The following is a 25,240-nucleotide window of genomic DNA, read 5'->3' on the forward strand; positions in this document are numbered from 1 at the left end:
TACATCAGGCGGCCGGATTGATTTCTTTTTCCGGGTACCAGACGTCGATCAGCGGGCTGACAGTGACTTCTGTCAGTTCGCTGCGGCCTTTGAGCCAGGCTTCGACAGCAGCACGCTGCTCTTCGCTGACCGAGCCACGCTTGCTCAGGCAAACCAGACCGAAGTCATCGCCGCCCACATAGCCAAGACCGTTGGCTTCCATTGCTTCTTTCAGGAAAGCGTCAAGGAAAGCATCGATTGCCTTGTCGTCCAGCTCTTGCTTGAAGTCCAGGTTCAGTTCAAAACCCAATTCCTGGAACTCGTCCACACACAGTTTTTTGCGCAGACGGCGGGAGCGGTTAGTGGCCATGGGACAATCCTCATCAATAAATATCGGGCGGCACTTTACCAGCTTGGCGATTTAAAAGCCCGACAATTGCGGCGTGTGGTGGATATCCGGCTTTGCGACGGCCTTGGATGCCGAATCAATAAAAAATAGCATTTACCGGCTTGCCCCCCGGTCACAAGCCTGCCCGGCTTGGGGCATAATGCGGCTCGTTTCATGCGTGGCATTCTGTGTTACAAAAAAAGCCCGCCGCGCATTCACTACTATAGTTACCGAAATCGAATCGACATTTGCAATAGTTACCGAGGGAATTCATCCATGCCCTCTTTTTCGTTTCCCTCTTTGCAGTAGGGTTTTAGTCAATGATCAAGTCGCTACGTCCATTGTTGCTCGCGTCACTCCTTTTGCCCCTGGCTCTGCCCTCCTACGCCGCCGTCATCAACACCACGCTGCCCCCCAAGGTTCAACAGGCCATGAAAGCCAGCAAACTCGGCGATGACGCACTGTCGCTGGTGATGTTGCCGCTCAATGGCCCCGGCACGCCGACCGTGTTCAACGCCGACGTCTCGGTCAACCCGGCTTCCACCATGAAGTTGATCACCACCTATGCGGCCCTGGAAATGCTCGGCCCGACCCACCAGTGGAAAACCGAATTCTTCACCGACGGCACCCTGAGCAATGGCGTGCTGCGCGGCAATCTTTACCTCAAGGGCGGCGGCGATCCCAAGCTGAATATGGAAAAGCTCTGGCTGCTGATGCGTGATCTGCGGGCCAATGGCGTGCAGCAGGTGACCGGCGACCTGGTGCTGGACCGCAGTCATTTTGTGCAACCGCAATTGCCGGTGTTCAACGATGACGGCAATGACGACAACAAGCCGTTTTTGGTCAAGCCCGACGCGCTGATGATCAACCTCAAGGCGCTGCGCTTCGTGACCCGCAATGACGACGGCAGGATTCTGGTCTCGGTCGAGCCGCCGATTGCCAGCATTCGCATCGATAATCAGGTCAAGGCAAGCGCTTCGAAGCAATGCACCGGGGATGTACGCTATAACCCGGTCACCCAGGCGGATGGCAGCGTCAACGTGACGGTCACCGGCCAGCTGGGCAATGGCTGCAACTCACAGACCTACCTGTCACTGCTGGACCACCCGACCTATGCGGCCGGCGCAGTGCGGGCCATCTGGCAGGAACTGGGCGGCACCATTCAGGGCAAGGACCGCGTCGGCGTGCTGCCCGGCAATGCCAAGCTGCTGGCCAAAGCCTTTTCCCCGGACCTCGTGGAAGTCATTCGTGACATCAATAAATTCAGCAACAACACCATGGCCCAGCAACTGTTCCTGAGCCTCGGCGAAGAGTTTCGCAACGACGCTGACGGTGACGACGGCAAAGCCGCGCAGCGGGTAATCCGTCAGTGGCTGGCGAAGAAAGGCATCACTGCGCCGCATCTGGTCATGGAGAATGGCTCCGGGCTGTCGCGGGCCGAGCGTGTCAGCGCGCGTGAAATGGCGGTGATCCTGCAAGCGGCGTGGCGCAGTCCCTACGCTGCCGAATTCATGAGCTCGATGCCGCTGGCCGGCCTTGACGGCACCATGCGCAAGCGACTCAAACGCACCCCGCTGCTCGGCGAGGCGCACATCAAGACCGGCACCCTGAATACCGTGCGCGCGATTGCCGGTTTCAGCCGCGACAGCAACGGCAACACCTGGGCAGTCGTGGCGATCCTCAACGACCCGCGTCCGTTCGGCGCATCCTCGATACTCGACGAGGTACTGGTCGATCTGTATCGACAACCCAAACTGACCAACACCACGGTCTCGATCCAACAATAACCAACCGATACCGGCCATCGGCAGACCCGCTTTCGCAGCGGGCCTGTCTGCATCAGCCCTGCTCGGGCTCTACCCGGTCGCGGCCGGCCTGTTTCGCGGCGTAGACACCCGAGTCGGCGCGCAGCAACATCGCGTCGATCCCCTCACCCTCGCGCCAGCTGGCGATCCCGAAGCTGCCCGTGACCACCTGATCGACGCCTTCGATAACCTGTTTGCGCAACTCCTCGCGCAGACTCAGTGCCAGTTGATAGGCCTGGGCACCGCGCGTTCCCGGACAGATCACCATGAACTCTTCGCCACCCAGACGGCAGAACACATCGTCGCTGCGCAGCCGCTGGCTGATCTTTTCCGAGATGGCCTTGAGCACCTGATCACCTGCGGCATGCCCGAAGCGGTCATTGATGCGTTTGAAGTGATCGATATCGAGCATGATGATCGACAGGTTACCGCCGTGCCGGTCGATTCTTTTCAACTCGGCCTGCATCCGGTCCTGAAAGTAGCGCCGATTGTAGGCACCGGTCAGCACGTCGGTGACCGACAGCGCACGCAACTCCTGCTCGACGCGCTTGAGGTCGGTGATATCGGACACAAAACCATGCCACAGCACGCTGCCATCGGCCAGGCGCTCAGGCGTCGACGCCGCGCGTAACCAGCGCTGCCCCTTGCGTGGCAGCTCGACGCGGTACTCTTCGCTCCACGGTGTCAGGTGTTCGGCACTGATCAGAATGGAGCTTCTGACTCGCACCAGGTCCACCGCATGGATCCGCCGCAGGATAGTTTCGGAATCGCCCAGCAACTGCTCTTCGTCCACTTCGAACAGCTCGCACATGCCAGCGCTGGCGTACCTGAAACGTGCGCTGCCATCGATGGCCAGGTGGTACTGGTAAATACCGCCGGGCACTTGCGAGCCAAGCTTTTTCAGCAACTGCCCCTTCTCGGCCAAGGCCTGATTGACGCGCTTGTGCTCGGTGACGTCGATGCACACCGCCAGATACCCGGTCCAGAGCCCCTGATCATCACGCACCGCAGTGACCAGCATGTTCACCACCAGCGTGCTGCCATCGCTGCGCTGCAGGGTCCACTCCTGCGAAGGGTGGTTACCGTCCTGCACGGCGTCGAGAAACATTAGTTGCGAAGCGCTGATCGTTTGTCCGCGGCTCTTGCTCATGCGGCTCGCGCGGGCCTCCAGATCGGCAGACTGGTAAAAGTCCATGAGGCGGAACCTGCCCAGCACGTCCTCCTGCGCATAGCCGAGCATTTTCTGTGCACCGACATTGAAGGTCTTGATCAGCCCGTCCAGATCGGTCGCGACGATCGCCACTTCGGTCGCCGCGTCCAGCACACTGCGCAACTGCCCGTGCGCGGCCCTCAATTGCTGCTCGCGCTGGCGCAGCTCGCGGGTGCGCTGCGCCACCCGTTGCAAGGCGCGCTGACGCTGACTGATCAGGCTGTAGAGCAAGGCACTGAGCATCAGACTCAAAAGCCCTCCAAGCCATAACACCCGGCCAGGCATCATGATCTGGTTGTTCAGGCTGAAAATCTGCGTAGGGCGAACCTCGACCAGATAATCCCTGTCGCCCAGGCTCAGCAGGCTGCTGGCATACAGCTGATTACCTATTGCAGGGAGAGGCGACTGGTAGACCTGCTCGGGCGTTTCCGGCGAACTGAGGTCGAGCATGGTCACGGCAAGGTTGTCCTGCTCTGCCGTGCCGATGTTCATCAATTGCGTCAGGCTGATCACTGCGGTGACGTAGCCCCTCAATTGTGGGACCGGTTGGCCAAGCGAGAACACCGGCGCGACCAGCAAAATGCCGTAGGTGTCGGAAGGTTCCAGGGACAGCAGGCGGATACGAGGCGTTGCGACCGTTCGTTTCAGCAAGCGCGCACGTTCCAGAGCGGCGCGGCGAATCGGCTCCGAGGCAATATCGAAACCCGCGGGCGTGGGAATGTTGCTGAGGCTCTGGATGAATCGAACCGGGAAGTACTCATTTCGCACGGCAGCGATTTTCAAGGTGCCGTTTTCATCCATCTCGCGTATGGCATACCCGGGCGAGCCTTCCTCACGCGACTGCCTTTCAAACATCGCCCGTTCGCCCTGCAGCACCCTCGGATTCCAGGCATACGCCTGGGTGCCAATCAGTAACGGCGCGACAAACCCGTCGAATTCGGACAGTTCAACCTGATGGGAGTAGATAAAGAAGCGAGCCAAGGTGTCGAGCCGGGTAACCTGCCTGTCCAGACGTTCCTGCAGGCGACTGAAGCGCTCCGCGGCAACCGTATCGAAACGCTGACGCAACTGGCGTTGATACAACTCGTTGTCGGCCAGCGACAGCATGATAGTAAGTGCTGCGCCGACCAGCAATGCCAGGACGGCGATAAGCCACGCTGAAAGCTGGCCATTGATGAAACTCAGAACTCTGAGTTTGAACCGTTTCACTGTCATACACACAAACTCATGACGCCAACATACGGAAGCGTCAGGCTGGCTATGACTTCTGTTATAGCTATTCGCCAGTAATTTTCATAGGTTTATGACTGTTTCGGGATGATCCGCTGGTCTGTCCGCGAGGACATGCGAACGAGTGCAGGACGTGTCGCGACGCGCGATGAACGGACCGTTAGCGATCCGTTCATCGCGCACCGGATCAGCTACGCGCCATTATTTTCCAGGCACGGTGGATCTTGCCGTTACGGGCAAAGTCCTGGTCGATGGTTTGCGCAGTAATATCCTCGACCGCATAGCGCTGACTCAGGTTTTCGTCGAGCACAAACTTGCGGAAGTTGTTGGAGAAGTACAACACGCCCCCCGGCGCCAGACGTGCCATGGCCAGATCGATCAGCTCGACCTGATCACGCTGGACATCAAAAATGCCTTCCATGCGCTTGGAGTTGGAGAACGTTGGTGGGTCGATGAAGATCAGGTCGTACTCGTCGCGATTAGCCTGCAGCCAGGCCATCACGTCGCCCTGCTCCAGGCGATTCTTGTCGGAGAAACCGTTCAACGACAGGTTGCGACGCGCCCAGTCCAGATAGGTCCGCGACAGGTCGACACTGGTGGTGCTGCGCGCACCGCCCTTGGCAGCATGCACACTGGCCGTGGCCGTGTAGGCAAACAGGTTCAGAAAGCGCTTGCCCGACGCCTCGCGCTGGATACGCATACGCATCGGCCGGTGGTCGAGAAACAGTCCGGTATCCAGGTAGTCGGTCAGATTGACCAGCAGCTTGACGCCGCCTTCGCTGACCTCAAGAAACTGACCCTGGGCGCTCTGGCGCTCGTACTGCTTGGTGCCGCTCTGACGCTCGCGACGCTTGATTACCACGCGGTTCTTGTCGATGTTCAGAGCTTGCGGAATGGCCGCCAGCGCATCGAACAGCCGCGCTGACGCCTTTTCCGGATCGATGGACTTGGGCGCTGCGTATTCCTGAACATGCACCCAGTCGTGATACAGATCGATTGCCAGCGAGTATTCAGGCATGTCGGCGTCATACACGCGGTAGCAATCAATCCCTTCGCGACGTACCCACTTGCCCATCAGCTTGAGGTTCTTCTGCAGGCGGTTGGCAAACATCTGCCCGCCTTCGCTGAGGCGTGCCTGCTCGACCACCACCGGTTCCGGTTTGATCGGGTTGCCGTTCTTGTTGAGTTTCCGCTCAACGACTTCAACCTCGACAGGGTTTTCGCGTTCGATCTGACGCTGCTCGGGTGTGCGTCGCTCGCCGGTCACGAACTGATCAGGTGTGACCTTGATCAGCAGCAGCTTGCACGGCAAGGCGCCGTTCCAGAACGAATACTGTTTGTGGCTGCGAATACCCATGCGCTTGCCCAGGTCAGGCGCGCCGGTGAACACCGCTGCTTCCCAGTTAAGGCAGGCCTGACGCAGGCGCTCACCGAGGTTCTGGTAGAGATACAGCAGGCTGGCTTCATCTCCCAGACGCTCGCCGTACGGAGGGTTGCAGATCACCAGGCCTTTCTGGTTCTGGTCGGGACGCGGTTCGAAGGTCGCGACTTCGCCCTGATAGACCTTGATCCAGTCGCTCAGACCGGCACGTTCGATGTTGTTACGCCCAGGCTGGATCAGCCGCGGATCGGCTTCGTAACCGCGAATCCAGGAAGGTGTCTTGGCCAACCCGGCCTCGGCGCGGGCCAGCGCTTCGTCGTGCAGCTTGCGCCACAGCGCCGGGACGTGGCCCAGCCAGGCCGAGAAGCCCCAGCGTTCACGCTTGATGTTCGGGGCGATGTCGGCGGCGATCATGCCGGCCTCGACCAGGAACGTACCGACACCGCACATCGGGTCAGCCAGCGCGCCCCCCTCGGCAGCGATGCGCGGCCAGCCGGCGCGGATCAGGATAGCGGCGGCGAGGTTTTCCTTCAGCGGTGCGGCCCCCTGCTGCAGGCGGTAACCGCGCTGGTGCAGGCTGTGCCCGGACAGGTCGAGAGACAAAATCGCTTCGCCGCGATCCAGACGCAGGTGCACGCGCAGATCGGGGTTGATCTTGTCGACCGACGGACGCTCGCCATCCGGGGTACGCAGCTTGTCGACGATCGCATCCTTGACCTTCAGTGCGCCGAAATGGGTGTTGTCGATGCCCGAGCCATGACCACTGAATTCCACCGCAATGGTGCCGTCGGATTCGAGATGATCCTGCCACTCGACATCCAGCACGCCGTGGTAAAGGTCTTCCGCATCCTTCATCGGGAAACGCTTGAGCACCAACAACACGCGGTTGGCCAGACGCGACCAGAGACACAGCCGGTAAGCGGTCTCCATGTCGGCCGAGCCGCGAATGGCTGAAGTGTGCTCGCGGGTCTCTTGCAGACCCAGCGCAGTGGCTTCCTCGGCAAGCAGGCCTTCAAGGCCCTTGGGGCAAGTGAGGAAAAGTTCGTAGCGATCCGACATGTGTATTCCAGGGCCTGAGCCGTCTGCGGCGGGCAACGCATTGCCCTGCCAGATTTGAACAGGCGTCTTTCATCGAGAACGCCTGCGTGGCACGTGATGTGTGCCGGTCCACCGCATGATCCTGTCATGTCATTGCGGCAGTTTTGGCGCGTATTAGAACAGATATCAGGCAAAGCGATGTCGGCAATAAAGACGCGCAATCAAAAGTCTTGTTTTGAAAAGTCACATTTTTGCAGCCTTACTGTGACCCTTCGTCGCTTAAGCAGCCAAGGCATTGAGCCAGTATATGAGCCTGATAAGCGATCTCAATTGGCTCGCAAACCCTCATGTTCAAGGGCCTGCAGAAAATATCATGGTTGAAACAGGTCACCGCTTATTGCTCGACAGACCTGAATGTGACGTGCTTATGACAAAACGATCATTCACACCGCCCTTCGCTTTGGTTAGAAATCGTCTCAGGTCATCGCCGCAATGGTGATGGCATCAAGGCCCGCGACGCCGGCAGCGGGCCCCAACGGCAGAAGATTCTGCCCGACCTCAACACGGGGTCTCAGGGATATTACAGTCAACAGACGAGGGCATTACCCTATGAGAAGACTTAAGCGTGATCCGTTGGAAAGAGCATTTTTACGCGGTTATCAATACGGCGTTCATGGCAAATCCCGTGAGCTTTGCCCTTTTACTCTACCGTCAGTACGCCAGGCATGGATCAATGGCTGGCGCGAAGGACGCGGCGACAACTGGGACGGTATGACCGGCACTGCGGGCATCCACAGACTCAACGAACTTCACGCGGTCGGATGAGGCGATTCAAATCAAAGACATTCAGGCCTCTGTCGGGCCACACACATGATTGACTGATTCACACCTGCACCATGCACGCCCGACCCGGGCGGCGGGCCAACGCCCAGGGGCTCTCTCGGAGAGCCCCTTTTTTTACCCCCGGGTTCAGTGTGCGACGCGAGGCATCGCCGCAATGGCATCCACCGACTCGCGAATCAGCGCAGGGCCCTTGTAAATGAAACCCGAATATATCTGCACCAGACTGGCACCCGCAGCGATTTTCTCGGCGGCATGCCGGCCTTCGGTGATCCCTCCGGCGGCGATGATCGGCAGACGGCCCGCGAGCTCACCGGCCAGCACCTTGACGATGTGCGTGCTTTTTTCCCGAACCGGCGCGCCGGACAAGCCACCCGCCTCGTCACCGTGCGGCAAACCTTCGACACCCTGGCGGCCGAGCGTGGTGTTGGTGGCGATGACTGCGTCCATACCGGATTCGATCAGGGCTGCGGCCACCAGCACGGTTTCTTCGTCGGTCATGTCCGGGGCAATCTTGATCGCCAGCGGCACACGCCTGCCATGCCGTTGCGTCAGCTCCTGCTGGCGCAGGCTCAGCGCCTGGAGCAGTTGCTTGAGCGAATCGCCGAACTGCAGGCTGCGCAGCCCCGGCGTGTTGGGCGAACTGACATTGACCGTGACGTAGCTGGCATGGGCATAGACCTTGTCCAGACAGATCAGGTAATCGTCTACCGCGCGCTCGACCGGCGTGTCGACGTTCTTGCCGATATTGATACCCAGAACGCCGCGATACTTTGCTGCTTCGACACGGGACACCAGGTTGTCGACACCCAGATTGTTGAAGCCCATGCGATTGATGATCGCCTCGGCGTTGGGCAGGCGGAAAATACGCGGCTTGGGATTGCCCGGCTGCGGACGTGGCGTCACCGTGCCGATCTCGACGAAACCGAAGCCCAGTTGCGCGAAGCCATCGATGGCCGCGCCATTCTTGTCGAGACCCGCTGCCAGCCCTACAGGGTTGGGAAACTCGAGGCCCATCACGCTGACCGGCAACTTCGCCGGGGACTTGCTCAGCAGGCCATTGAGGCCCAGCCGTCCGCCTGCACCGATCAGGTCCAGCGACAGGTCATGAGAGGTTTCCGGGGAAAGTTTGAACAGTAACTGGCGGGCCAGGTTATACATGGCGGGATGGGCTCGTGAGCAGCTGAATTCAGGGTGGCGATTATAGACGTGTGCGGGCCTGTCAGGCGAGGCGCGCGACAAACTTGTTGCTCGCCCTCCCCCCGCGATGGCATATGCCTTGCTTGAAACCGCTATCGGCACTCACTCCAACGGCGGAGCGGTGCATGGACAACGGCGTCGCTTCGACACTTGCATTGGCAATGGGTCGGACGACGCCTTTTTTCTGGACGGACCTTTGATGAAGCACGCGCGATGAAAGAACGAACCGGTAATGCGCTGGACTGGGTGGCCGGTAGCGACGCCCCGGAAATGAACAGCCTGGACGTGGGCTTCATGGCATTGACCGACTGCGCTCCGCTGGTGGTCGCGGCCACCCAGGGCTTCGCCCAGCCTTACGGCCTGAGCCTGAACCTGGAGCGTCAGACCTCCTGGGCCGGGCTGCGCGACAGACTGGTCAGCGGGCAGTTGCAGGCGGCACACAGCCTGTACGGCCTGATATATGCCGTGGAACTGGGCATCAGCGGTGGCCCGGCGACCGACATGGCCATCCTCATGGGGCTCAACCAGAACGGCCAGTGCATCAACCTGTCCCGCGAGTTGCAGCAGGCAGGCGTGATCACTCCTGAAGCACTGGACAAACGCGCGCACCAAAGCGGCTCAAGGCTGACCTTCGCGCAGACATTCCCCACCGGCAACCATGCCATGTGGCTCTACTACTGGCTGGCCAGCCAAGGCATTCATCCGCTCGATGATGTGACCAGTGTCGTGGTGCCACCCACGCAAATGGCGCAACACCTGCAGGCCGGTCGCATCGACGGTTTCTGCGCCGGCGAACCCTGGGGCGCCAGCGCCGTACAGCAGCAACTGGGCTTCACCATGGCGACCAGCCAGTCGATCTGGCCGGATCACCCGGGCAAGGTGCTCGGTTGCACCCGTGAGTTTGTCGAGCAGAACCCCAACACTGCCAGAGCGCTGATCATGGCCGTACTGGAAGCCAGCCGCTTCATCGAGGAAAACGACGATAACCGGCGCAGCACCGCGCAACTGCTCAGCGGTGCCGATTACCTGGACACCTCGGTGGACTGCATCGAGCCGCGTTTGCTCGGCCAGTACAGCGACGGTCTCGGCAATCGCTGGCAAGACCCTAACGCCGTCAGCTTCCATGCTCAGGGACAGGTCAACTACCCCTGGCTGTCCGACGGCATGTGGTTCATGACCCAGTTCCGACGCTGGGGCCTGTTGCGCGAAGACCCGGATTACCTGGCGGTGGCCAGTCGCGTCCAGCAACTCGACCTGTACCGTCAGGCAGCCAGTGCGCTGGGCATCGACGTACCCGCCGCAACCTTGCGCAGCAGCCAGCTGATCGATGGCAGGGTCTGGGACGGCAGCGATCCGGCAGGCTACGCGCGTAGCTTCAGGCTCCACTCGCTGGCCGACGACGTGCCCGCTGTGGCCAGTCGTTGACGGAGAACGTAACCATGCTGCGTATCCTGCTTATCAATGACACTGCCAAAAAGGTCGGGCGCCTCAGGTCGGCCTTGATAGAAGCCGGTTTCGAAGTGATCGACGAATCCGGACTGATCATCGACCTGCCCGCACGCGTTGAAGCTGTGCGCCCAGACGTCATCCTGATCGACACCGAATCGCCAGGTCGCGATGTGATGGAGCAAGTGGTGCTGGTCAGCCGCGACCAGCCACGGCCCATCGTGATGTTCACCGACGAGCACGATCCAGGCGTGATGCGCCAGGCCATCAAGTCCGGGGTCAGCGCTTATATCGTCGAGGGGATTCAGGCGCAACGGCTGCAACCGATTCTGGATGTGGCAATGGCCCGCTTTGAAAGCGATCAGGCGCTGCGCGCGCAATTGCATGCCCGCGACCAGCAACTGGCCGAGCGCAAGCGCATCGAACTGGCCAAGGGGCTGCTGATGAAGATGAAGGATTGCAACGAAGAGGACGCTTATACGCTGATGCGACGTCAGGCAATGAGTCGCCAGCAGAAGCTGATTCAGGTGGCCGAGCAGATTATCGCCATGAGCGAACTGCTGGGCTGAAGCCACGAAGAACGCCTGCCTGCACAGGCGTTCCTCAGGGGTTACAGGGGCGCAGCCAGTCAGCTCAGTTGCACATCCTTCATCGCCGGCACGTAGCCGTAGTCATACTCTTCCTGCACGAACGAGCGGTCGCCCTCCAACAGGATTCTCACCGTCGGCGCCTCGGTGCCGCCGATACGGTAGTCATCGCCGCTGGTGGGCACGCTGTCGATGAACGAAGTCACCAGGCCGTTCGGCATCACGCAGTGAGAGTACGTCTGGAAAGGCTGTGCAGGCGGATTGCCCAGCACCAGTCCGGATGCGTTCATCGGCCGGTAAGGCCCGAACAAATGCTCGCCCACAAAACCGTAAACGCCATCCGGCCCGGTCACACCGTCGGCATATGTAAACTTGTGGCTGATGGTGAACAAATAATACTTGCCGTCCTGAAAGACATAATGCGGACGTTCGGTCTGATCATTGACACCCACCGCTGTCACCAGTGGCGGCAATATTTCCCACTCTTCACCGCTGAGATCTTTGGCAACCGCCAGACCGATACAGCCCACTTGAAAACGCGCACCGCCCACTTCTTCATGGCCGGGTGGCACCGGGCCAAGTTCCGCAGCGCCCACTGAATGCGTACCGCGCTCTCCGGCGACATTACCTTCAAAGACCATATACAACTTGCCATCATTGGGATCAATAAACGGACTGGGGTCGCGGAAGTTCCACGTCGAGTTCTGCGCTTCGGTTTGATAATAAGTGCCGTCGGCCTCGAACAGTTTTTTGACCTGGGTAAAGTCTTTCAACTCCACGCCCTGATCGGACGTTACAATACGACCGCGGACTTTGGCAATTGTCGCCCCCGGTGTCACGCAGGTGTAGTAAAGATCAATATCACCCTTGTCATTCAACAGTACCGGTGTGCCCGCCCACTCGCGGGTGGTGGGCGACACGCCTTCGGCCATGACCCGGCCACCGAAGATCCAGTTCTTGCCGGTCCGCGAATACCAGTAGCACATGCGCGCCCGCCCGTGACGATCTTCCCAGTCGCGCTTGATGTCGTAGCGGCCGTTGGCGCCGAGATACTGCGGGTCGTCGGGGTGGCGATCGGCGGTCAGCGTGACAATGACCGACCAGCCGTTGACTGAAACCACCGTGCCGTCAAGCTCGCGCAACGGCATGGTGTCCCAGATGAAGACCTTATCACTCATGACCGGGAAGTCCGGTTTTACCAACGGTTGCGTGGTGGTCGGGTCATTTTCATTGACCTTCAACGCATCGGCACGGGACCAGATGGTAGGTGCGTAATTGATGTTACTCATGATGATGATGTCCTTTGCAGGCGCCTGTACAAGCAGCGCGGATAGGAAGGCAACACGGCAGGCATGCGTGCAATGCCGAGGTGCAGAGTGTGTCGGGCATTCAGGTGTCGAGGACAACCGGAAGCCGATAAAAGAGCGAGTAGCCGATGACTTCTTTCAAAGTAAGCATTTATCGAAATTGACTGGCAAACTGCAACTACAGATTACCGGATTGAAAAGTGAAATCACTTCTTTTGAATAAGCGTCACAGGTTGCGACAGAAGCGATGCTCTCAGACATACCACGCAAAGTAAATTAAATATTTGCAGCATTGTTATCGTACAACTCTGCGAGCTGCGTATTAACTTATATACATTAAGGTCATCATAGCTGCGTATCGAAACAGCATCACAATGACAGTACTTACACGTAAAACTGATGGCACATTAAATAATATTAAATAGTTTGAACTTTAATAAAATATTCTTGAATCCTGTTAACTGCCTGTTTCTGTTGACTGATACGGACTGTGCAAGCCGTTATCTGGCTTTTCGCCGCCACGCCCTTTTTTGCAGCGCGCCTGCCGACCCACGCCCGGTTCGAGGTCATACATCAGTCTGCTCGCAGATCCTGAAAGCCATACAACCTGCCTGCGACGTAAGGCTGACACGCTTGCACCGCCCTTGGCCCATCTATTGCTAAAGCAATCGCACCGGTAGCCAACGGCGGCTATCACCTTTTACGACAAAGACGTCGCTCATCTCTTTCCGCACCCATGGACAGAGAGGCGACGTTTTTGCGTTTTGGCCCCGGCGCAGGGGCCGGTGGAGTCGCCGTCATTCGGAACCCTCCACCACAGCGTCTGAACAACCCGTGTCGCGGTCATGGCCCGACTGACTAACCAACAGATGAGATGAGGTGTTCACATGGATACAAGCTTCTGGAAGGCAGGCCACAAACCGACCCTGTTCGCGGCCTTTCTCTATTTCGACCTGAGCTTCATGGTCTGGTACCTGCTTGGCCCGCTGGCGGTGCAGATTGCCACTGACCTGCACCTGACCACCCAGCAACGTGGCCTGATGGTCGCCACGCCGATTCTGGCCGGTGCGGTGCTGCGGTTTTTCATGGGACTGCTGGCCGACCAACTGTCGCCCAAGACAGCCGGGATCATCGGCCAGGTGATCGTCATCGGCGCGCTGCTGGCTGCGTGGCAATTGGGTATTCACACCTACGGCCAGGTGCTGGTGCTGGGCCTGTTCCTCGGTATGGCCGGTGCTTCGTTCGCTGTCGCGCTGCCCTTGGCGTCACAATGGTATCCAGCCCAGCATCAGGGCAAGGCCATGGGCATCGCCGGCGCGGGCAATTCGGGCACTGTACTGGCGGCACTGATCGCGCCGGTACTGGCCGCCAGCTTCGGCTGGGGCAACGTCTTCGGCCTGGCGCTGATCCCGCTGATTCTGACCCTGATCGCCTTCACCCTGATGGCACGCAACGCCCCGCAACGCAGCAAACCCAAATCCGTGGCGGACTACCTCAAGGCGCTGGGTGATCGTGACAGCTGGTGGTTCATGTTTTTCTACAGCGTGACGTTCGGTGGTTTCATCGGCCTGGCCAGCGCCCTGCCCGGCTATTTCAACGACCAGTATGGCTTGAGCCCGATCACTGCCGGTTACTACACCGCTGCCTGCGTATTCGGCGGCAGCCTGATGCGCCCGCTGGGTGGCGCGCTGGCCGACCGTTTCGGCGGGATTCGCACGCTGACCGTGATGTATGCGGTTGCCACCATCGGCATTGCCGCCGTGGGCTTTAACCTGCCGAGCTCGTGGGCGGCTTTGGCGCTGTTCGTAGCCGCCATGCTGGGCCTGGGTGCTGGCAACGGCGCGGTGTTCCAGCTGGTACCGCAGCGTTTCCGCAAGGAAATCGGAGTCATGACCGGCTTGATCGGCATGGCGGGTGGCATCGGTGGCTTCCTGCTGGCGGCGGGCCTGGGCACCATCAAACAGAACACCGGCGACTACCAGTTGGGCCTGTGGCTGTTCGCAGGCCTGGCGGTACTGGCCTGGTTCGGCCTGCTGAACGTCAAGCGTCGTTGGAGAACCACCTGGGGTTCGGCTGCAGTCACGGCGGCTCGGGTCTGAAGCGCCGATGACCCTGCAACTGCAGTTTGCGCAGTTCAGCGCCAGCGGACCGCGAGCGGAGAATCAGGACGCCGTGCGCCTGGTCACTCCAGTCCCGGCGCTGGCCGCCAGCAAGGGCTATCTGTTCGCCCTTGCCGACGGCGTCAGCCAGTGCGCCGATGGCACACTGGCCGCGCAGTCGACCCTGCAGGCACTGGCCCTCGACTATTACGCCACGCCGGAAACCTGGGGCGTGACGCAGTCCCTGGATCGCCTGCTGCTGGCGCAGAATCGCTGGCTGCTGGCCAACGGTCTGCTGACCACCCTCAGCGCTCTGGTACTGCGCGGTCGGCGCTTTACTCTCGCCCATGTCGGCGACTGCCGGGCTTATCGCTGGCAGAGCGGGACGCTCAAACGCATCAGTGAAGATCACGTCTGGGAACAGCCCGACATGCAGCATGTGCTCAAGCGTGCGCTGGGTCTGGATCAGTACGTGGTCATGGATTACCTGGACGGCGAGCTGTGTGAGGGCGAGCGCCTGCTGCTGGTCAGCGACGGCGTCTGGGCGACCCTGGGGGATGCAAGTATTCGCTCGATTCTGAGCGAACAGAACGACCTCGACTCGGCGGTGAAAACACTGGTCAGCGCGGCACACCTGGCCGGCAGTCAGGACAATGCCAGCGCTCTGGTGATCCAGGTCGACAAGCTCGGCGAGGACGATCTGGGGGATACGCTGCTGCAATTGCAGCAATGGCCGCTGCCACCCGCGCTCAAGGCCGATCAGACATTCGAGGGCTGGAAAGTCGGCAGCATCGTGGCGCAATCACGCCAGTCCGTCGTTTATCGGGTCACCGATATCCATGAGCAACCCTGGCTGCTGAAAACCCTGCCAGCCAGTCGCCATGAAGAGACAGGCGCCGGTCAGGGTTTGCTGCTGGAGGAATGGTTTCTGCGCCGGGTCGCCGGGCGCTTCTTTCCAGAAATACACCCACTGACAGACCGTCAGCATCTGTATTACGTGATGCGCGAGTATCGCGGACACACTCTGGCGGAACTCTTCACTGACAAGGGCCCGTTGCCACTGGTCCAGTGGCAGGACCTCGCCACGCGGCTGCTACGGGCCACGGGCCTGCTGCATCGACGCAACATCATCCATCGCGATATCAAACCGGAAAACCTGCTGCTGGCCGACGACGGCGAGCTGCGCCTGCTGGATTTTGGCCTGGCGTTCTGCCCGGGCCTTTCGGCGGTCAACACCGAAGACCTGCCCGGCACACCGAGCTATATAGCACCGGAGGCTTTCAACGGTGCCGAACCGCATCCGCAGCAGGACCTGTACGCGGCAGGTGTCACCTTGTATTACCTGCTGACAGGGCAATACCCTTACGGCGAGATCGAAGCCTTTCAGCACCGTCGCTTCGGCACGCCGATACCTGCCAGCCGTTACCGGCCGGATCTGCCGCAGTGGTTGAGCCACAGCCTGGACAAGGCACTGCACGCCGACCCGCACCAGCGTTACGAAACCGCCGAACAGTGGTTGCTGGAACTGGAGCAGGCCGAGCATCGCCCGCTGGTGACCAAACCGCGTCCGCTGCTGGAACGCGAACCGCTGAAAGTCTGGCGAACGCTGGCGCTGCTCTCGCTGCTGTTAAACCTGGTGCTGGTGATCTGGCTGATGGGTCGCCATTGAGCCCTTGCGCCCCGCTTCTGTGCAGCGCGCCTCAACGCAGTGCAGAAAGGGCCTGCGCTATCGACCGCACGCCGCGCAGGCCGGCAAATCCGAGTTGGCACAAGCGCTGCATGGCACATCGCAGATAATTCATAACACGCAGCCCTCAACGATGAAGGCTGCGTCTCCCGAGAGAACGGGACCGGACAAAGGCGTCCTTGTCAGGCCACTGACGGGACGCCTTTTTTTGTTTGCGCGAAACGTGTCGAGCACGCGCTGCAGTGACTCGGAGGCAAGATGACCAAACTCAAACTGGTGATGATCGGCAACGGCATGGCCGGCGTGCGCACACTCGAAGAGTTGCTGAAACTGAGCGAAGACCTATACGACATCACGGTCTTCGGCGCCGAGCCACACCCCAACTACAATCGCATCCTGCTGTCGCCAGTACTGGCCGGGGAACAGAATTTCGAAGACATCGTGCTCAACGATCTCGACTGGTACGAACGCAACAGTATCCAGTTGTTGCTCAACCGTCGCGTGGTGAAGATCGACCGCATCAGACGCGTGGTGATCGCCGATGACGGCACCCAGGCCCATTACGATCGGCTGCTGATTGCCACCGGTTCGCGGCCGTTCATACTGCCGATCCCCGGCAACACGCTGAACGGTGTTATCGGTTATCGCGACATCGGCCACACGCGGCAGATGATCGACACCGCCGTCACGCACAAGCGCGCAGTCGTCATCGGCGGCGGACTGCTCGGCCTGGAGGCAGCCAACGGCTTGAGCCTGCGCGGCATGCACGTCACGGTGATTCATAACGGCCAGACGCTGCTGGAGCGCCAACTGGACAAGACCAGCGGGCGGATGCTGCAAGCGGCGCTGGAAAAGCGCGGCCTGAGCTTTCGCCTCGACGAGCAGACCAACGCCCTGCTCGGCGATGATCAGGGCCGCGTAACTGCGGTGCAGTTCAACAACGGCGACAGGATCGACGCCGATCTGGTGGTCATGGCCGCGGGCATTCGACCCAATACGGAATTGGCCGAGCAAGCTGGCCTGCCCTGCAACCGGGGCATCCTGGTCAACGATACCCTGCAGACCTACGATCCGCGCATCTACGCGATTGGCGAATGCGTCAGCCACCGGGGCATTGCCTACGGGTTGGTGGCACCGCTGTTCGAGCAGGCGCGGGTCTGCGCCAACCACCTTGCGCAACTGGGCTTTGCGCGTTATCCGGGCTCGGTCACCTCGACCAAGCTGAAAGTCACCGGCATCGACCTGTTTTCCGCCGGAGATTTCCTCGGCGGTGAAGGCACTGAAAGCATCACTCTTTCCGACCCCATCGGCGGTGTCTACAAGAAGCTGGTCATCAAGAACGACGTACTGGTCGGCGCCTGCCTGTACGGCGACACCGCCGACGGCAACTGGTACTTGCAGCAGATCCGTGATGGCCAGGGAATCGATGCCATACGCGACCACCTGATGTTCGGCAAACCCGTTGCCCCGGAGGCCGCCTGCGCATGAACAGCCTTGCCCTTCACGCCCCTCGCGTCACGGCGTCTACCTGCTGCTATTGCGGCGTGGGCTGCGGCGTACTGATCGAGCATGACGGCGAGAATATTCTCGGCGTCAGTGGCGATCCGAAGCACCCGGCCAACTTCGGCAAGCTGTGCAGCAAAGGTTCCAGCCTGCACCTGACCGGTGACATCGAAGCCCGCGCGCTGTACCCGGAACTGCGCCTGAGCAAAAGCCTGGCGCGTAGTGTCACCGATTGGGACACCGCGCTGGAACACGCGGCCAACGTGTTCGCCGAGAGCATTCGCGAACACGGTCCCGACAGCGTCGCCTTCTACATTTCCGGCCAGTTGCTGACCGAGGACTACTACGCCTTCAATAAGCTGGCGCGCGCACTGATCGGCACCAACAATATCGACAGCAACTCACGGCTGTGCATGTCCTCGGCCGTGGCTGGCTACAAGCGCAGCCTTGGCGCCGACGCACCGCCATGCAGTTACGAAGATATCGAACTGAGCGATTGCGTGATGATCGTCGGCAGCAACATGGCGTACGCGCACCCGATTCTGTTTCGTCGTCTGGAAGAGGCGAAAAGTCGTCGGCCGCAGATGAAACTCATCGTCATCGACCCACGGCGCACCGATACCTGCGAACTGGCCGACCTGCACCTGGCGATTCAGCCCGGCACAGACGTCGCGCTGTTTCACGGCATCCTGCATATCTTGATGAGCGAACGGCTGATCGACCCGGCGTTCATTGCCGCGCACACCCAGGGCTACGAGGAACTGGCCACGCTGGCCGGTGATTACCCGCCCGAACACGTGGCCGCCCTCTGCGGCATCCCCCTTGAACAACTGCACACCTGCGCCCGCTGGGTGGGCGAAGCTCCGGCTTTTCTGTCGCTATGGTGCATGGGGCTGAATCAGTCCACGGCAGGCAGCGCGAAAAACAGCGCACTGATCAATCTGCACCTGGCGACCGGACAGATTGGCAAAACCGGCGCAGGGCCCTTCTCGCTCACTGGCCAGCCCAACGCCATGGGCGGACGTGAGACCGGCAGCCTGTCCAACTTGCTGCCTGGCCATCGTGACGCGGCAAATCCTCAACACCGCCACGAGGTTGCAACCTACTGGGGTGTCGACAGCCTGCCTGCCAGCCCCGGCCTTTCAGCCATCGAACTGTTCGAGCAATTGCAAAACGGAACAATCAAGGCCCTGTGGATCGCCTGCACCAACCCGGCACAGTCACTGCCCGACCAGAACCGCATCAGGCAAGCGCTGGAAACCTGCCCGTTCGTGGTACTTCAGGAAGCTTTCACGACCACCGAAACCGCGCGTTATGCCGATCTGTTGCTGCCTGCTGCCAGCTGGGGCGAGAAAGAAGGCACGGTGACCAACTCCGAACGGCGCATATCCAACGTGCGCAAGGCCATCCAGTCGCCTGGCGAAGCGCGCTCCGACTGGGCAATCACGGTGGATTTCGCCCAGCGCCTGCAAAAACGCCTGCGACCCGACGCCCCTGCGCTGTTCGATTTCACTACACCCCAAGCCTTGTTCGATGAGTTCAAGGGCCTGACGGTGGGGCGCGATCTGGACATGTCCGGAATCGACCGCGAGCTCATCGACCAGCAGGGCCCGCAACAATGGCCCTTCCCGCGCGGTGCCGGCAGCGGCACGCCGCGCCTTTACTGCGATGGTATCTTCCCCACCGATTCAGGCCGGGCGCAGTTTCTGTCCGAGCCTTACATCGCCGCCAGGGAATTGCGCGATGCCGACTACCCGCTGACACTCAACACCGGCAGGCTGCGCGATCAGTGGCACGGCATGAGCCGCACCGGCACCGCTGCCCGCTTGTTCGGGCATGTCAACGAAGCTGTGCTGAGCCTCAATCCACAGGACATGCTCAGCCATGACCTGCAACCCGGCGACCTGGTCAGACTGATCAGCCGGCGCGGCGAACTGCTGTTGCCAGTCGGCAGCGAGGACAGCGTTGCAGTCGGCCAAGCCTTTGTGCCGATGCACTGGGGCGACAGGTTTCTCAAGGGGGGTATCAACGTTCTCACCCAGCCAGCCTTCGACCCGGTCTCGAAGCAACCGGAACTCAAGCACGCCGGCGTCAGGATCGAAAAAGCCCACCTGCCCTGGCAGTTCTTTGCGCTGGTCGAGGGCAACGTGCAGCAACGAATGGAAAAGCTGCGCCCCTTGTGCGAGATCTTCACTTACATGAGCATGGGCCTTGCCGGACGCGAGCGACCGGCTCTGGTGATACGCGCCGCCAGCGCAGAAGCACCCGATTCAGGGCTGCTGCAGCAGATTGACCGTGTACTGGGCCTGGATGAAGGACCGGTCATGGCGTATGACGACCCCAGACGCTCGATCGGCAAGCGGGTACGGATCGACGACGGACGTATTACCGCGATTCGCCTGGCCGGTGAAACACTTGCCCGGCATTGGCTGCAGACGTTATGGCTGGAAGAGCGAGTCGATGCTTCATTGCGGCGCTGGCTGTTGGCACCGCTGCGCAGTGAACCGGGCAAAGATTCGACACAGACTCGCGACAAGACCCTGTGCAACTGCATGAACGTCAGCCAGAGCGCGGCAATGAGCGCTATCGAGCGTGGCCTGAACCTGAATCAACTCAAGACACAGTTGGGCTGCGGCACCCAGTGCGGCTCCTGCGTGCCAGAAATAAGAAGACTGATCAATACCGTGACGGTTACAGAATGAGGAATGCGGCATGAGCGCAAAAGTATGGCTGGTAGGCGCGGGCCCCGGTGACCCGGAATTGCTGACCCTCAAGGCAGTACGTGCCTTGGGTGAAGCCGACGTGGTGCTGATTGATGATCTGGTCAACACCGCAGTGCTGGAACATTGCCCGGGAGCGCGGGTCATTGCGGTCGGCAAGCGCGGCGGCTGCCGTTCGACGCCGCAAGCGTTTATCCATCGCCTGATGCTGCGCTATGTGCGTCAGGGCAAATGCGTCGTCCGCCTCAAAGGCGGCGATCCGTGCATCTTCGGACGTGGCGGTGAAGAGGCGCAGTGGCTGCAGGAACGCGGCGTGGCCGTGGAGCTGGTCAACGGCATTACAGCGGGTCTTGCCGGTGCAACACAGTGCGGCATTTCGCTGACCCTGCGCGGTATAAGCCGTGGCGTGACGCTGGTCACCGCCCACACTCAGGACGACAGCACCCTCAACTGGCAGGCACTCGCGCAAGGCGGAACCACCCTGGTGGTTTACATGGGCGTGGCGAAACTGGCGGAAATTCGCGAGAGCCTGCTGGCAGGCGGAATGAGTGGCGAGATGCCGGTGGCGATGATCGAAAACGCTTCGCTGCCGTGGCAGCGCGAATGCCGCAGCACCCTGCATGACATGCAACAGGACGCAGCCGCTTTCCAATTGAAGAGCCCCGCCATTCTGGTGATCGGCGCGGTTGCTGCGTACAGCAATGAGATGCTGAACCAAACCCTGATGGACCACGCGCAGCTGAATGCCGGCTGACTGCAGGCCCGCCTGAACAGACGCAATGCCAAATCGCAGGCAAAGAAAAGCCCGGCCTAAGCCGGGCTTTTCAGTACAAGCGGCTAATTACTTAGCTTGAGCTTCTACTTCTGCTTCTACGCGACGGTTAACTGCGCGGCCAGCTTCAGTTGCGTTATCAGCAACTGGCTTGCTTTCGCCGTAACCAACCGAGTTTACGCGGCTAGCGCCAACACCGTACTGGTTGACCAGGACCTGTTTAACGGCGTTTGCACGACGCTCGGACAGTTTCTGGTTGTAAGCGTCAGGACCGACGGAGTCAGTGTGACCTTCAACAGTGGTGGTGGTCTGTGGGTACTGCTGCATGAAGTCAGCGAGGTTCTTGATGTCGCCGTAGCTGTTAGGCTTGACTACGGATTTGTCGAAATCGAACTTCACGTCCAGCTCAACACGAACCACTTCGGCAACTGCTGGGCAGCCATCAGCGTCAACGGTAACGTTGGCTGGGGTGTCCGGGCACTTGTCGACGTTGTCGCACACGCCGTCGTTGTCGCTGTCGGAGCACACTTCAGCTACTGGAGCTGGAGCTGCTTCTACTTTCTTGCTGCCGCCGCCGAAGTTTACGCCGATACCGACGCTAGGCGCCCACTCGGTGTTGCCTTGGTCGATGTTGTACTGAGCTTCAACGCCTGCACGGGCATAGAAGTTGTCAGTGAAGTACAGCTTGGCGCCGCCGCCGATGTTGGCGAAGGTGGAACCGTCACGGCCACGGCGGGCGTCTTGACCGATGCTCTGGTCAGAGAAACCGGCAGATACGTATGGACGCAGCATGTCGCCTGGGTTGTTGAAGTGGTACAGAGCGTCCAGAGCGGTGTCTGCGCCCTTGATGTTCTTGCCGCTGTCGCTACGGACGTTGTGGACTTCGTCGTAGCCCAGACGCAGTTCAACATCGTCAGTCAGGAAGTAGCCAACGGAGCCGCCGAACAGGTTGCCGTCGTTTTTGAAGTTACGATCGCTGTCGTAGTATTCTTTCTTGGCGAAGCCTTCGATTTCGACCGCGCCTTGGCCTTGAGCCAGAGCGCCGAACGACGTTGCGGCAACAATAGTACCAATGGCCAAGCCCAAGGTGTTTTTCAGTTTCATCCGTTAAATCCCCATCTGATGATTATTAAGCAGTCCCACACATGGGGACAACTCAGCGGCAAGTCTAACAGACCTTGCCAGTTTGTTAGAGATATTTGCACCGTATTAAGTTTCGGCGATTCCCGCAAATTTCTCTCGTAATTTATCTAAAGCCCGCTTGTAACGCATTTTCGTTGCGCTCAAGCCCATGTGCATGATGTCAGCGATTTCCTGGAATTCAAGTTCTGCGACAAAACGCAGGACCAGAATCTCCCGATCGATCGGGTTCACATACACAAGCCAGCGATCAAGTCCGCCCCGTTCTTCAGGTTTGGGCGCCTTTTCTTCCGACGCTTCCTCAAGTGGATCCAGACTCAGCGCGTCCATCAAGCGACGCTTACGCCGTTCCTTCCTGTACTGCGTGATGCATTCATTGTAGGTGATGCTGTACAGCCAGGTTTTAAATTTAGATTTACCTTCAAAATTTTTCAACCCATACAACACTTTAAGCATCACCTCCTGACAGACATCGTCAGCATCGCGATCGTTCCCCAGATACCGCGCGCACACGTTAAAAAGTGTTCGCTGGTAACGGCGCATCAATTCTTCGTAGGCCCGCGTCACGTTGAACAGCTCGACGTGGGCGCGCGCGACCAGCTCCTCATCTGAGAGCTCACGTGGGTCGTAGCGCGTCGAAAACGGTTGAGGTTTATTCAAAACAAATCTTGCCGACAGTCAGGTCAATGTCCGCCATGCCCTGTATCGGCAACGTGGCGGCATACATTAGCAGGTTAACCGCTTAACGGCTGCTTACTCTCTGCTCGAGCAGGATGCGGTTTGAAAATGACACCAGCTCCCCCTCGTCTGTCAGTAGCGTTGTCTTGACCGTACCGATTTCCTCGATCTGCCCTTCCGTATCCCCAATCTGTACCTGTTGCCCGACCTGAAACAGCTCGCGGACGTAGATTCCGGCGATGATCTGCCCGGCAATTTCGCGACTGCCGAGGCCCAGGGCAAGCGCCACTGTCAGACCAACGGTAATCAGCGCAATCACAATAACGTGATTCAGCAGGTCGGTCTTGACCTCGAGCTGGCTGATGGCGACCGAAATACTGATGATAATGACCAGCCCCTGGGCAATTCGCCCCAGGCCGGCAGAGTAGTCTATCCCTACCCCTTCGGCAGCGCCGCGCACCAGGCCATTGACCAATTGCGCCAGCAGTACACCGACCAGCAGCACCAGTGCTGCACCAAATACCTTGGGCAAATACAGCGCCAGCATGTCCAGCGTAGCCGAGACCCGCTGCAGGCCCAGTGATTCAGCAGCCGATACGAGGAAGATAAGCAGAACGAACCAGTAGACGACCTTGCCGATCAGCGTGGAGACCGGCACCTTGACGCCAGCGCGGCCGATGATCTTGGTCAGACCGGTACCGCCGACCAGACGATCAAGGCCCAGTTTGGCCAGCAATTTGGAAAGCAGTGTGTCGAGCAGCTTGGCGACGACAAAACCGAGCAGCACCACAACCAGGGCGCCGAACAGGTTGGGGATGAAGTTTGCGACTTTGGTCCACAATGCAGTCATTGCAGCAAGAAGGCTCTGGGTCCAGAGATTCAATTCCATGCTCAATCAGCCTTATCGATAGAACGCGCACCGGTCGAGGTGCGGCGAGAAACGGGAGATACATGGGCCGAGCCGTTGTTCACGGCGATCATCAGCGCCTCCGACCAACGGCCCAGCAACCCGAACAACACACCGGCGCCGACCTGGCGATTGGCGGTCTTCAGGACGCGTCCCAGACATGCGTCATCATCCCGGCTGGAGGATGAAGAATTGAGCATGTCGCGTAAAGATTCTTCAAACGGATCGTGCATCAGGCACCTCACGTAATGTCATTCAAAGACGCGACGCGAAAACAACAAGTCACACAGGCTCATCAAAAAACCATCCGGGCTCGCCCTATACCCAACGCAAACGGCGGAACAGCCACCACTGCCCTGCGCCCAGTGCGACGATCAGCAGACAGGCCACCAGAAAGCCGTACGAACTGGCCGAACCCGGAATGCCGCCAACGTTGATCCCCAGCAGACCGGTGAGAAAACTCATCGGCAGAAAGATACAGGTAATGATCCCGAAGCGGTACATGGTGCGGTTCATGTGCTCGCGCAGGCGCCGGTCCTCGGACTCCAGCAGCAACCCCACCCGTTCGCGGGTCAGCTCGAGCTCTTCCAGATAACGGGTCAGGCTGTTGTTCAGCTCATTCCAGTAATCAGCGTCGTCATGAGCAAACCAGGAAAGCTTGATGCGTGAAAGCTGGCCATAAATATCCCGCTGCGGCCCAAGGAACCGGCGCAGGCCGGCGGCGCGTCGACGGATATGCAGCAGCTTGCCATGCTCAGGACTGTACCGTTCGTCGGCGTCGTTCTTTTCTTCCTCTTCATCGACCGACTCGGTCAGTTCACCCACCAGATCCTGAACCTTGTCAGTGAGGTGCTGCGCCAGGTGCAGGATCAGCTCCGAGGCGCTTTTCGGACCCTTGCCCTGCCCCAGCAGCTCAATCAGTTCTTCGGTGGCACGCAGCGGACGCAGGCGCAGCGAGATCACCCGCTGCGCGGCGGCAGAGATACGTACCGAGACCATGTCTTCCGGTTCGGCACCTGGGTTCAGGTTCACACCGCGCAGAAACAGCAGCAACTCCTGCTCCGGCAACGGCAGCAAACGCGGCCGGGTGTTCTCTTCCAGCAACAGGTCGCAGGCAAACTCGCTCAGACCGCTGCCGGTGCGCAGCCAGGCATGTGTCTGCGGGTGGCTACGATCCCAATGCAGCCAGACACTTTCTTCTGGCTGCAACACAAGGTCCTGCAACTCGGTTCGAGCAATGAAACGCGCCCCACCCTTACCGTCCAAAACGAGGGCATGGACCAGCCCCCACTGCGCGTTTGCTTCATCGAACATGGATACTTC

18 protein-coding genes and 1 pseudogene are annotated in these 25,240 nt (G+C 59.8%); 9 read left to right on the forward strand and 10 right to left on the reverse strand.

Features of this window, described 5'->3' with window-relative positions; genetic code table 11:
* Positions 1-4: 4 nt before the first annotated feature.
* Positions 5-349 (reverse strand): 50S ribosome-binding protein YggL, encoded by a 345-nt coding sequence (locus tag JOE33_RS03610; RefSeq protein ID WP_003346101.1) that lies wholly within the window; start codon positions 347-349, stop codon positions 5-7.
* A 338-nt stretch (positions 350-687) separates the two neighbouring features.
* Here JOE33_RS03610 and dacB point away from each other — a divergent pair, with 338 nt between their 5' ends.
* Entirely contained in the window at positions 688-2,154 is a 1,467-nt protein-coding gene (gene dacB / locus JOE33_RS03615; protein WP_010428104.1) for a D-alanyl-D-alanine carboxypeptidase/D-alanyl-D-alanine-endopeptidase, read from the forward strand.
* A gap of 52 nt (positions 2,155-2,206) precedes the next feature.
* Here the strand turns inward: dacB and JOE33_RS03620 are convergent, their stop codons facing one another.
* The gene (locus JOE33_RS03620) at positions 2,207-4,597 is read right to left on the reverse strand and encodes a diguanylate cyclase (protein WP_187625818.1); all 2,391 of its coding nucleotides are present in this window, start codon (positions 4,595-4,597) and stop codon (positions 2,207-2,209) included.
* A 202-nt stretch (positions 4,598-4,799) separates the two neighbouring features.
* Positions 4,800-7,052, reverse strand: coding sequence for a bifunctional 23S rRNA (guanine(2069)-N(7))-methyltransferase RlmK/23S rRNA (guanine(2445)-N(2))-methyltransferase RlmL (rlmKL, locus tag JOE33_RS03625; RefSeq protein WP_010428108.1), 2,253 nt, complete (start codon positions 7,050-7,052; stop codon positions 4,800-4,802).
* A 588-nt stretch (positions 7,053-7,640) separates the two neighbouring features.
* Here rlmKL and JOE33_RS03630 point away from each other — a divergent pair.
* Positions 7,641-7,856 (forward strand): ribosome modulation factor, encoded by a 216-nt coding sequence (locus JOE33_RS03630; RefSeq protein ID WP_002553055.1) that lies wholly within the window; start codon positions 7,641-7,643, stop codon positions 7,854-7,856.
* Positions 7,857-8,000: 144 nt separating this feature from the next.
* Here the strand turns inward: JOE33_RS03630 and JOE33_RS03635 are convergent, their stop codons facing one another.
* On the reverse strand, positions 8,001-9,032 hold the full coding sequence (locus tag JOE33_RS03635; protein ID WP_010428110.1) for a quinone-dependent dihydroorotate dehydrogenase: 1,032 nt from the start codon (positions 9,030-9,032) through the stop codon (positions 8,001-8,003).
* 252 nt (positions 9,033-9,284) lie between these two features.
* Here JOE33_RS03635 and JOE33_RS03640 point away from each other — a divergent pair, with 252 nt between their 5' ends.
* The gene (locus JOE33_RS03640) at positions 9,285-10,496 is read left to right on the forward strand and encodes a CmpA/NrtA family ABC transporter substrate-binding protein (RefSeq protein WP_032614563.1); all 1,212 of its coding nucleotides are present in this window, start codon (positions 9,285-9,287) and stop codon (positions 10,494-10,496) included.
* A 14-nt stretch (positions 10,497-10,510) separates the two neighbouring features.
* Positions 10,511-11,086, forward strand: coding sequence for an ANTAR domain-containing protein (locus JOE33_RS03645; RefSeq protein ID WP_010428114.1), 576 nt, complete (start codon positions 10,511-10,513; stop codon positions 11,084-11,086).
* 59 nt (positions 11,087-11,145) lie between these two features.
* On the opposite strand, the gene JOE33_RS03650 is transcribed toward JOE33_RS03645, so the two are convergent.
* Positions 11,146-12,393 carry a glycoside hydrolase family 68 protein gene (locus tag JOE33_RS03650; protein WP_032614561.1) on the reverse strand — a complete coding sequence of 416 codons (1,248 nt, stop codon included), beginning with the start codon at positions 12,391-12,393 and terminating at the stop codon, positions 11,146-11,148.
* A 905-nt stretch (positions 12,394-13,298) separates the two neighbouring features.
* Here JOE33_RS03650 and JOE33_RS03655 point away from each other — a divergent pair.
* From JOE33_RS03655 to cobA, 5 genes and pseudogenes are all read left to right on the forward strand, one after another.
* The gene (locus JOE33_RS03655) at positions 13,299-14,510 is read left to right on the forward strand and encodes a nitrate/nitrite transporter (RefSeq protein WP_187625819.1); all 1,212 of its coding nucleotides are present in this window, start codon (positions 13,299-13,301) and stop codon (positions 14,508-14,510) included.
* Positions 14,511-14,517: 7 nt separating this feature from the next.
* A complete protein-coding gene (locus tag JOE33_RS03660; protein WP_122578546.1) occupies positions 14,518-16,179 on the forward strand; it encodes a bifunctional protein-serine/threonine kinase/phosphatase in 1,662 nt (553 codons plus the stop codon).
* Between the two features lie 276 nt (positions 16,180-16,455).
* Positions 16,456-17,655 (forward strand): annotated as a pseudogene (locus JOE33_RS03665) (FAD-dependent oxidoreductase); the annotation flags it as partial.
* Positions 17,656-17,681: 26 nt separating this feature from the next.
* On the forward strand, positions 17,682-20,402 hold the full coding sequence (locus tag JOE33_RS03670; protein WP_209924035.1) for a nitrate reductase: 2,721 nt from the start codon (positions 17,682-17,684) through the stop codon (positions 20,400-20,402).
* Positions 20,403-20,412: 10 nt separating this feature from the next.
* A complete protein-coding gene (cobA, locus tag JOE33_RS03675) occupies positions 20,413-21,174 on the forward strand; it encodes a uroporphyrinogen-III C-methyltransferase (RefSeq protein WP_032614554.1) in 762 nt (253 codons plus the stop codon).
* 87 nt (positions 21,175-21,261) lie between these two features.
* Here cobA and JOE33_RS03680 read toward each other — a convergent pair whose 3' ends face one another.
* The 5 genes from JOE33_RS03680 to JOE33_RS03700 all read right to left on the reverse strand — a co-directional run bounded on the left by JOE33_RS03680 (position 21,262) and on the right by JOE33_RS03700 (position 25,231).
* Entirely contained in the window at positions 21,262-22,296 is a 1,035-nt protein-coding gene (locus JOE33_RS03680) for an OmpA family protein (protein ID WP_003392951.1), read from the reverse strand.
* Positions 22,297-22,401: 105 nt separating this feature from the next.
* Positions 22,402-22,992, reverse strand: coding sequence for an RNA polymerase sigma factor SigX (gene sigX / locus JOE33_RS03685; protein ID WP_003315686.1), 591 nt, complete (start codon positions 22,990-22,992; stop codon positions 22,402-22,404).
* An 82-nt stretch (positions 22,993-23,074) separates the two neighbouring features.
* Positions 23,075-23,899 (reverse strand): mechanosensitive ion channel domain-containing protein, encoded by an 825-nt coding sequence (locus JOE33_RS03690; RefSeq protein WP_010428133.1) that lies wholly within the window; start codon positions 23,897-23,899, stop codon positions 23,075-23,077.
* A 2-nt stretch (positions 23,900-23,901) separates the two neighbouring features.
* Positions 23,902-24,150 (reverse strand): crfX protein, encoded by a 249-nt coding sequence (locus JOE33_RS03695; RefSeq protein WP_003383654.1) that lies wholly within the window; start codon positions 24,148-24,150, stop codon positions 23,902-23,904.
* A gap of 85 nt (positions 24,151-24,235) precedes the next feature.
* A complete protein-coding gene (locus JOE33_RS03700) occupies positions 24,236-25,231 on the reverse strand; it encodes a zinc transporter ZntB (RefSeq protein WP_122578543.1) in 996 nt (331 codons plus the stop codon).
* Between the last annotated feature and the right edge of the window lie 9 nt (positions 25,232-25,240).

Source organism: Pseudomonas sp. PvP027 (assembly GCF_017833005.1).
Classification (GTDB): Bacteria; Pseudomonadota; Gammaproteobacteria; order Pseudomonadales; family Pseudomonadaceae; genus Aquipseudomonas; species Aquipseudomonas congelans.

What these genes read in the sequence shown, in the direction of transcription:
- rlmKL (WP_010428108.1), bottom strand. Translation starts at nt 7,052, where the DNA reads ATGTCGGATCGCTACGAACTTTTCCTCACTTGCCCCAAGGGCCTTGAA.
- dacB (WP_010428104.1), top strand. Translation starts at nt 688, where the DNA reads ATGATCAAGTCGCTACGTCCATTGTTGCTCGCGTCACTCCTTTTGCCC.
- cobA (WP_032614554.1), top strand. Translation starts at nt 20,413, where the DNA reads ATGAGCGCAAAAGTATGGCTGGTAGGCGCGGGCCCCGGTGACCCGGAA.
- JOE33_RS03695 (WP_003383654.1), bottom strand. Translation starts at nt 24,150, where the DNA reads ATGCACGATCCGTTTGAAGAATCTTTACGCGACATGCTCAATTCTTCA.
- JOE33_RS03700 (WP_122578543.1), bottom strand. Translation starts at nt 25,231, where the DNA reads ATGTTCGATGAAGCAAACGCGCAGTGGGGGCTGGTCCATGCCCTCGTT.
- JOE33_RS03655 (WP_187625819.1), top strand. Translation starts at nt 13,299, where the DNA reads ATGGATACAAGCTTCTGGAAGGCAGGCCACAAACCGACCCTGTTCGCG.
- JOE33_RS03620 (WP_187625818.1), bottom strand. Translation starts at nt 4,597, where the DNA reads ATGACAGTGAAACGGTTCAAACTCAGAGTTCTGAGTTTCATCAATGGC.
- JOE33_RS03630 (WP_002553055.1), top strand. Translation starts at nt 7,641, where the DNA reads ATGAGAAGACTTAAGCGTGATCCGTTGGAAAGAGCATTTTTACGCGGT.
- JOE33_RS03690 (WP_010428133.1), bottom strand. Translation starts at nt 23,899, where the DNA reads ATGGAATTGAATCTCTGGACCCAGAGCCTTCTTGCTGCAATGACTGCA.
- JOE33_RS03660 (WP_122578546.1), top strand. Translation starts at nt 14,518, where the DNA reads ATGACCCTGCAACTGCAGTTTGCGCAGTTCAGCGCCAGCGGACCGCGA.
- JOE33_RS03670 (WP_209924035.1), top strand. Translation starts at nt 17,682, where the DNA reads ATGAACAGCCTTGCCCTTCACGCCCCTCGCGTCACGGCGTCTACCTGC.
- JOE33_RS03640 (WP_032614563.1), top strand. Translation starts at nt 9,285, where the DNA reads ATGAAAGAACGAACCGGTAATGCGCTGGACTGGGTGGCCGGTAGCGAC.
- JOE33_RS03635 (WP_010428110.1), bottom strand. Translation starts at nt 9,032, where the DNA reads ATGTATAACCTGGCCCGCCAGTTACTGTTCAAACTTTCCCCGGAAACC.
- JOE33_RS03680 (WP_003392951.1), bottom strand. Translation starts at nt 22,296, where the DNA reads ATGAAACTGAAAAACACCTTGGGCTTGGCCATTGGTACTATTGTTGCC.
- JOE33_RS03650 (WP_032614561.1), bottom strand. Translation starts at nt 12,393, where the DNA reads ATGAGTAACATCAATTACGCACCTACCATCTGGTCCCGTGCCGATGCG.
- JOE33_RS03645 (WP_010428114.1), top strand. Translation starts at nt 10,511, where the DNA reads ATGCTGCGTATCCTGCTTATCAATGACACTGCCAAAAAGGTCGGGCGC.
- JOE33_RS03610 (WP_003346101.1), bottom strand. Translation starts at nt 349, where the DNA reads ATGGCCACTAACCGCTCCCGCCGTCTGCGCAAAAAACTGTGTGTGGAC.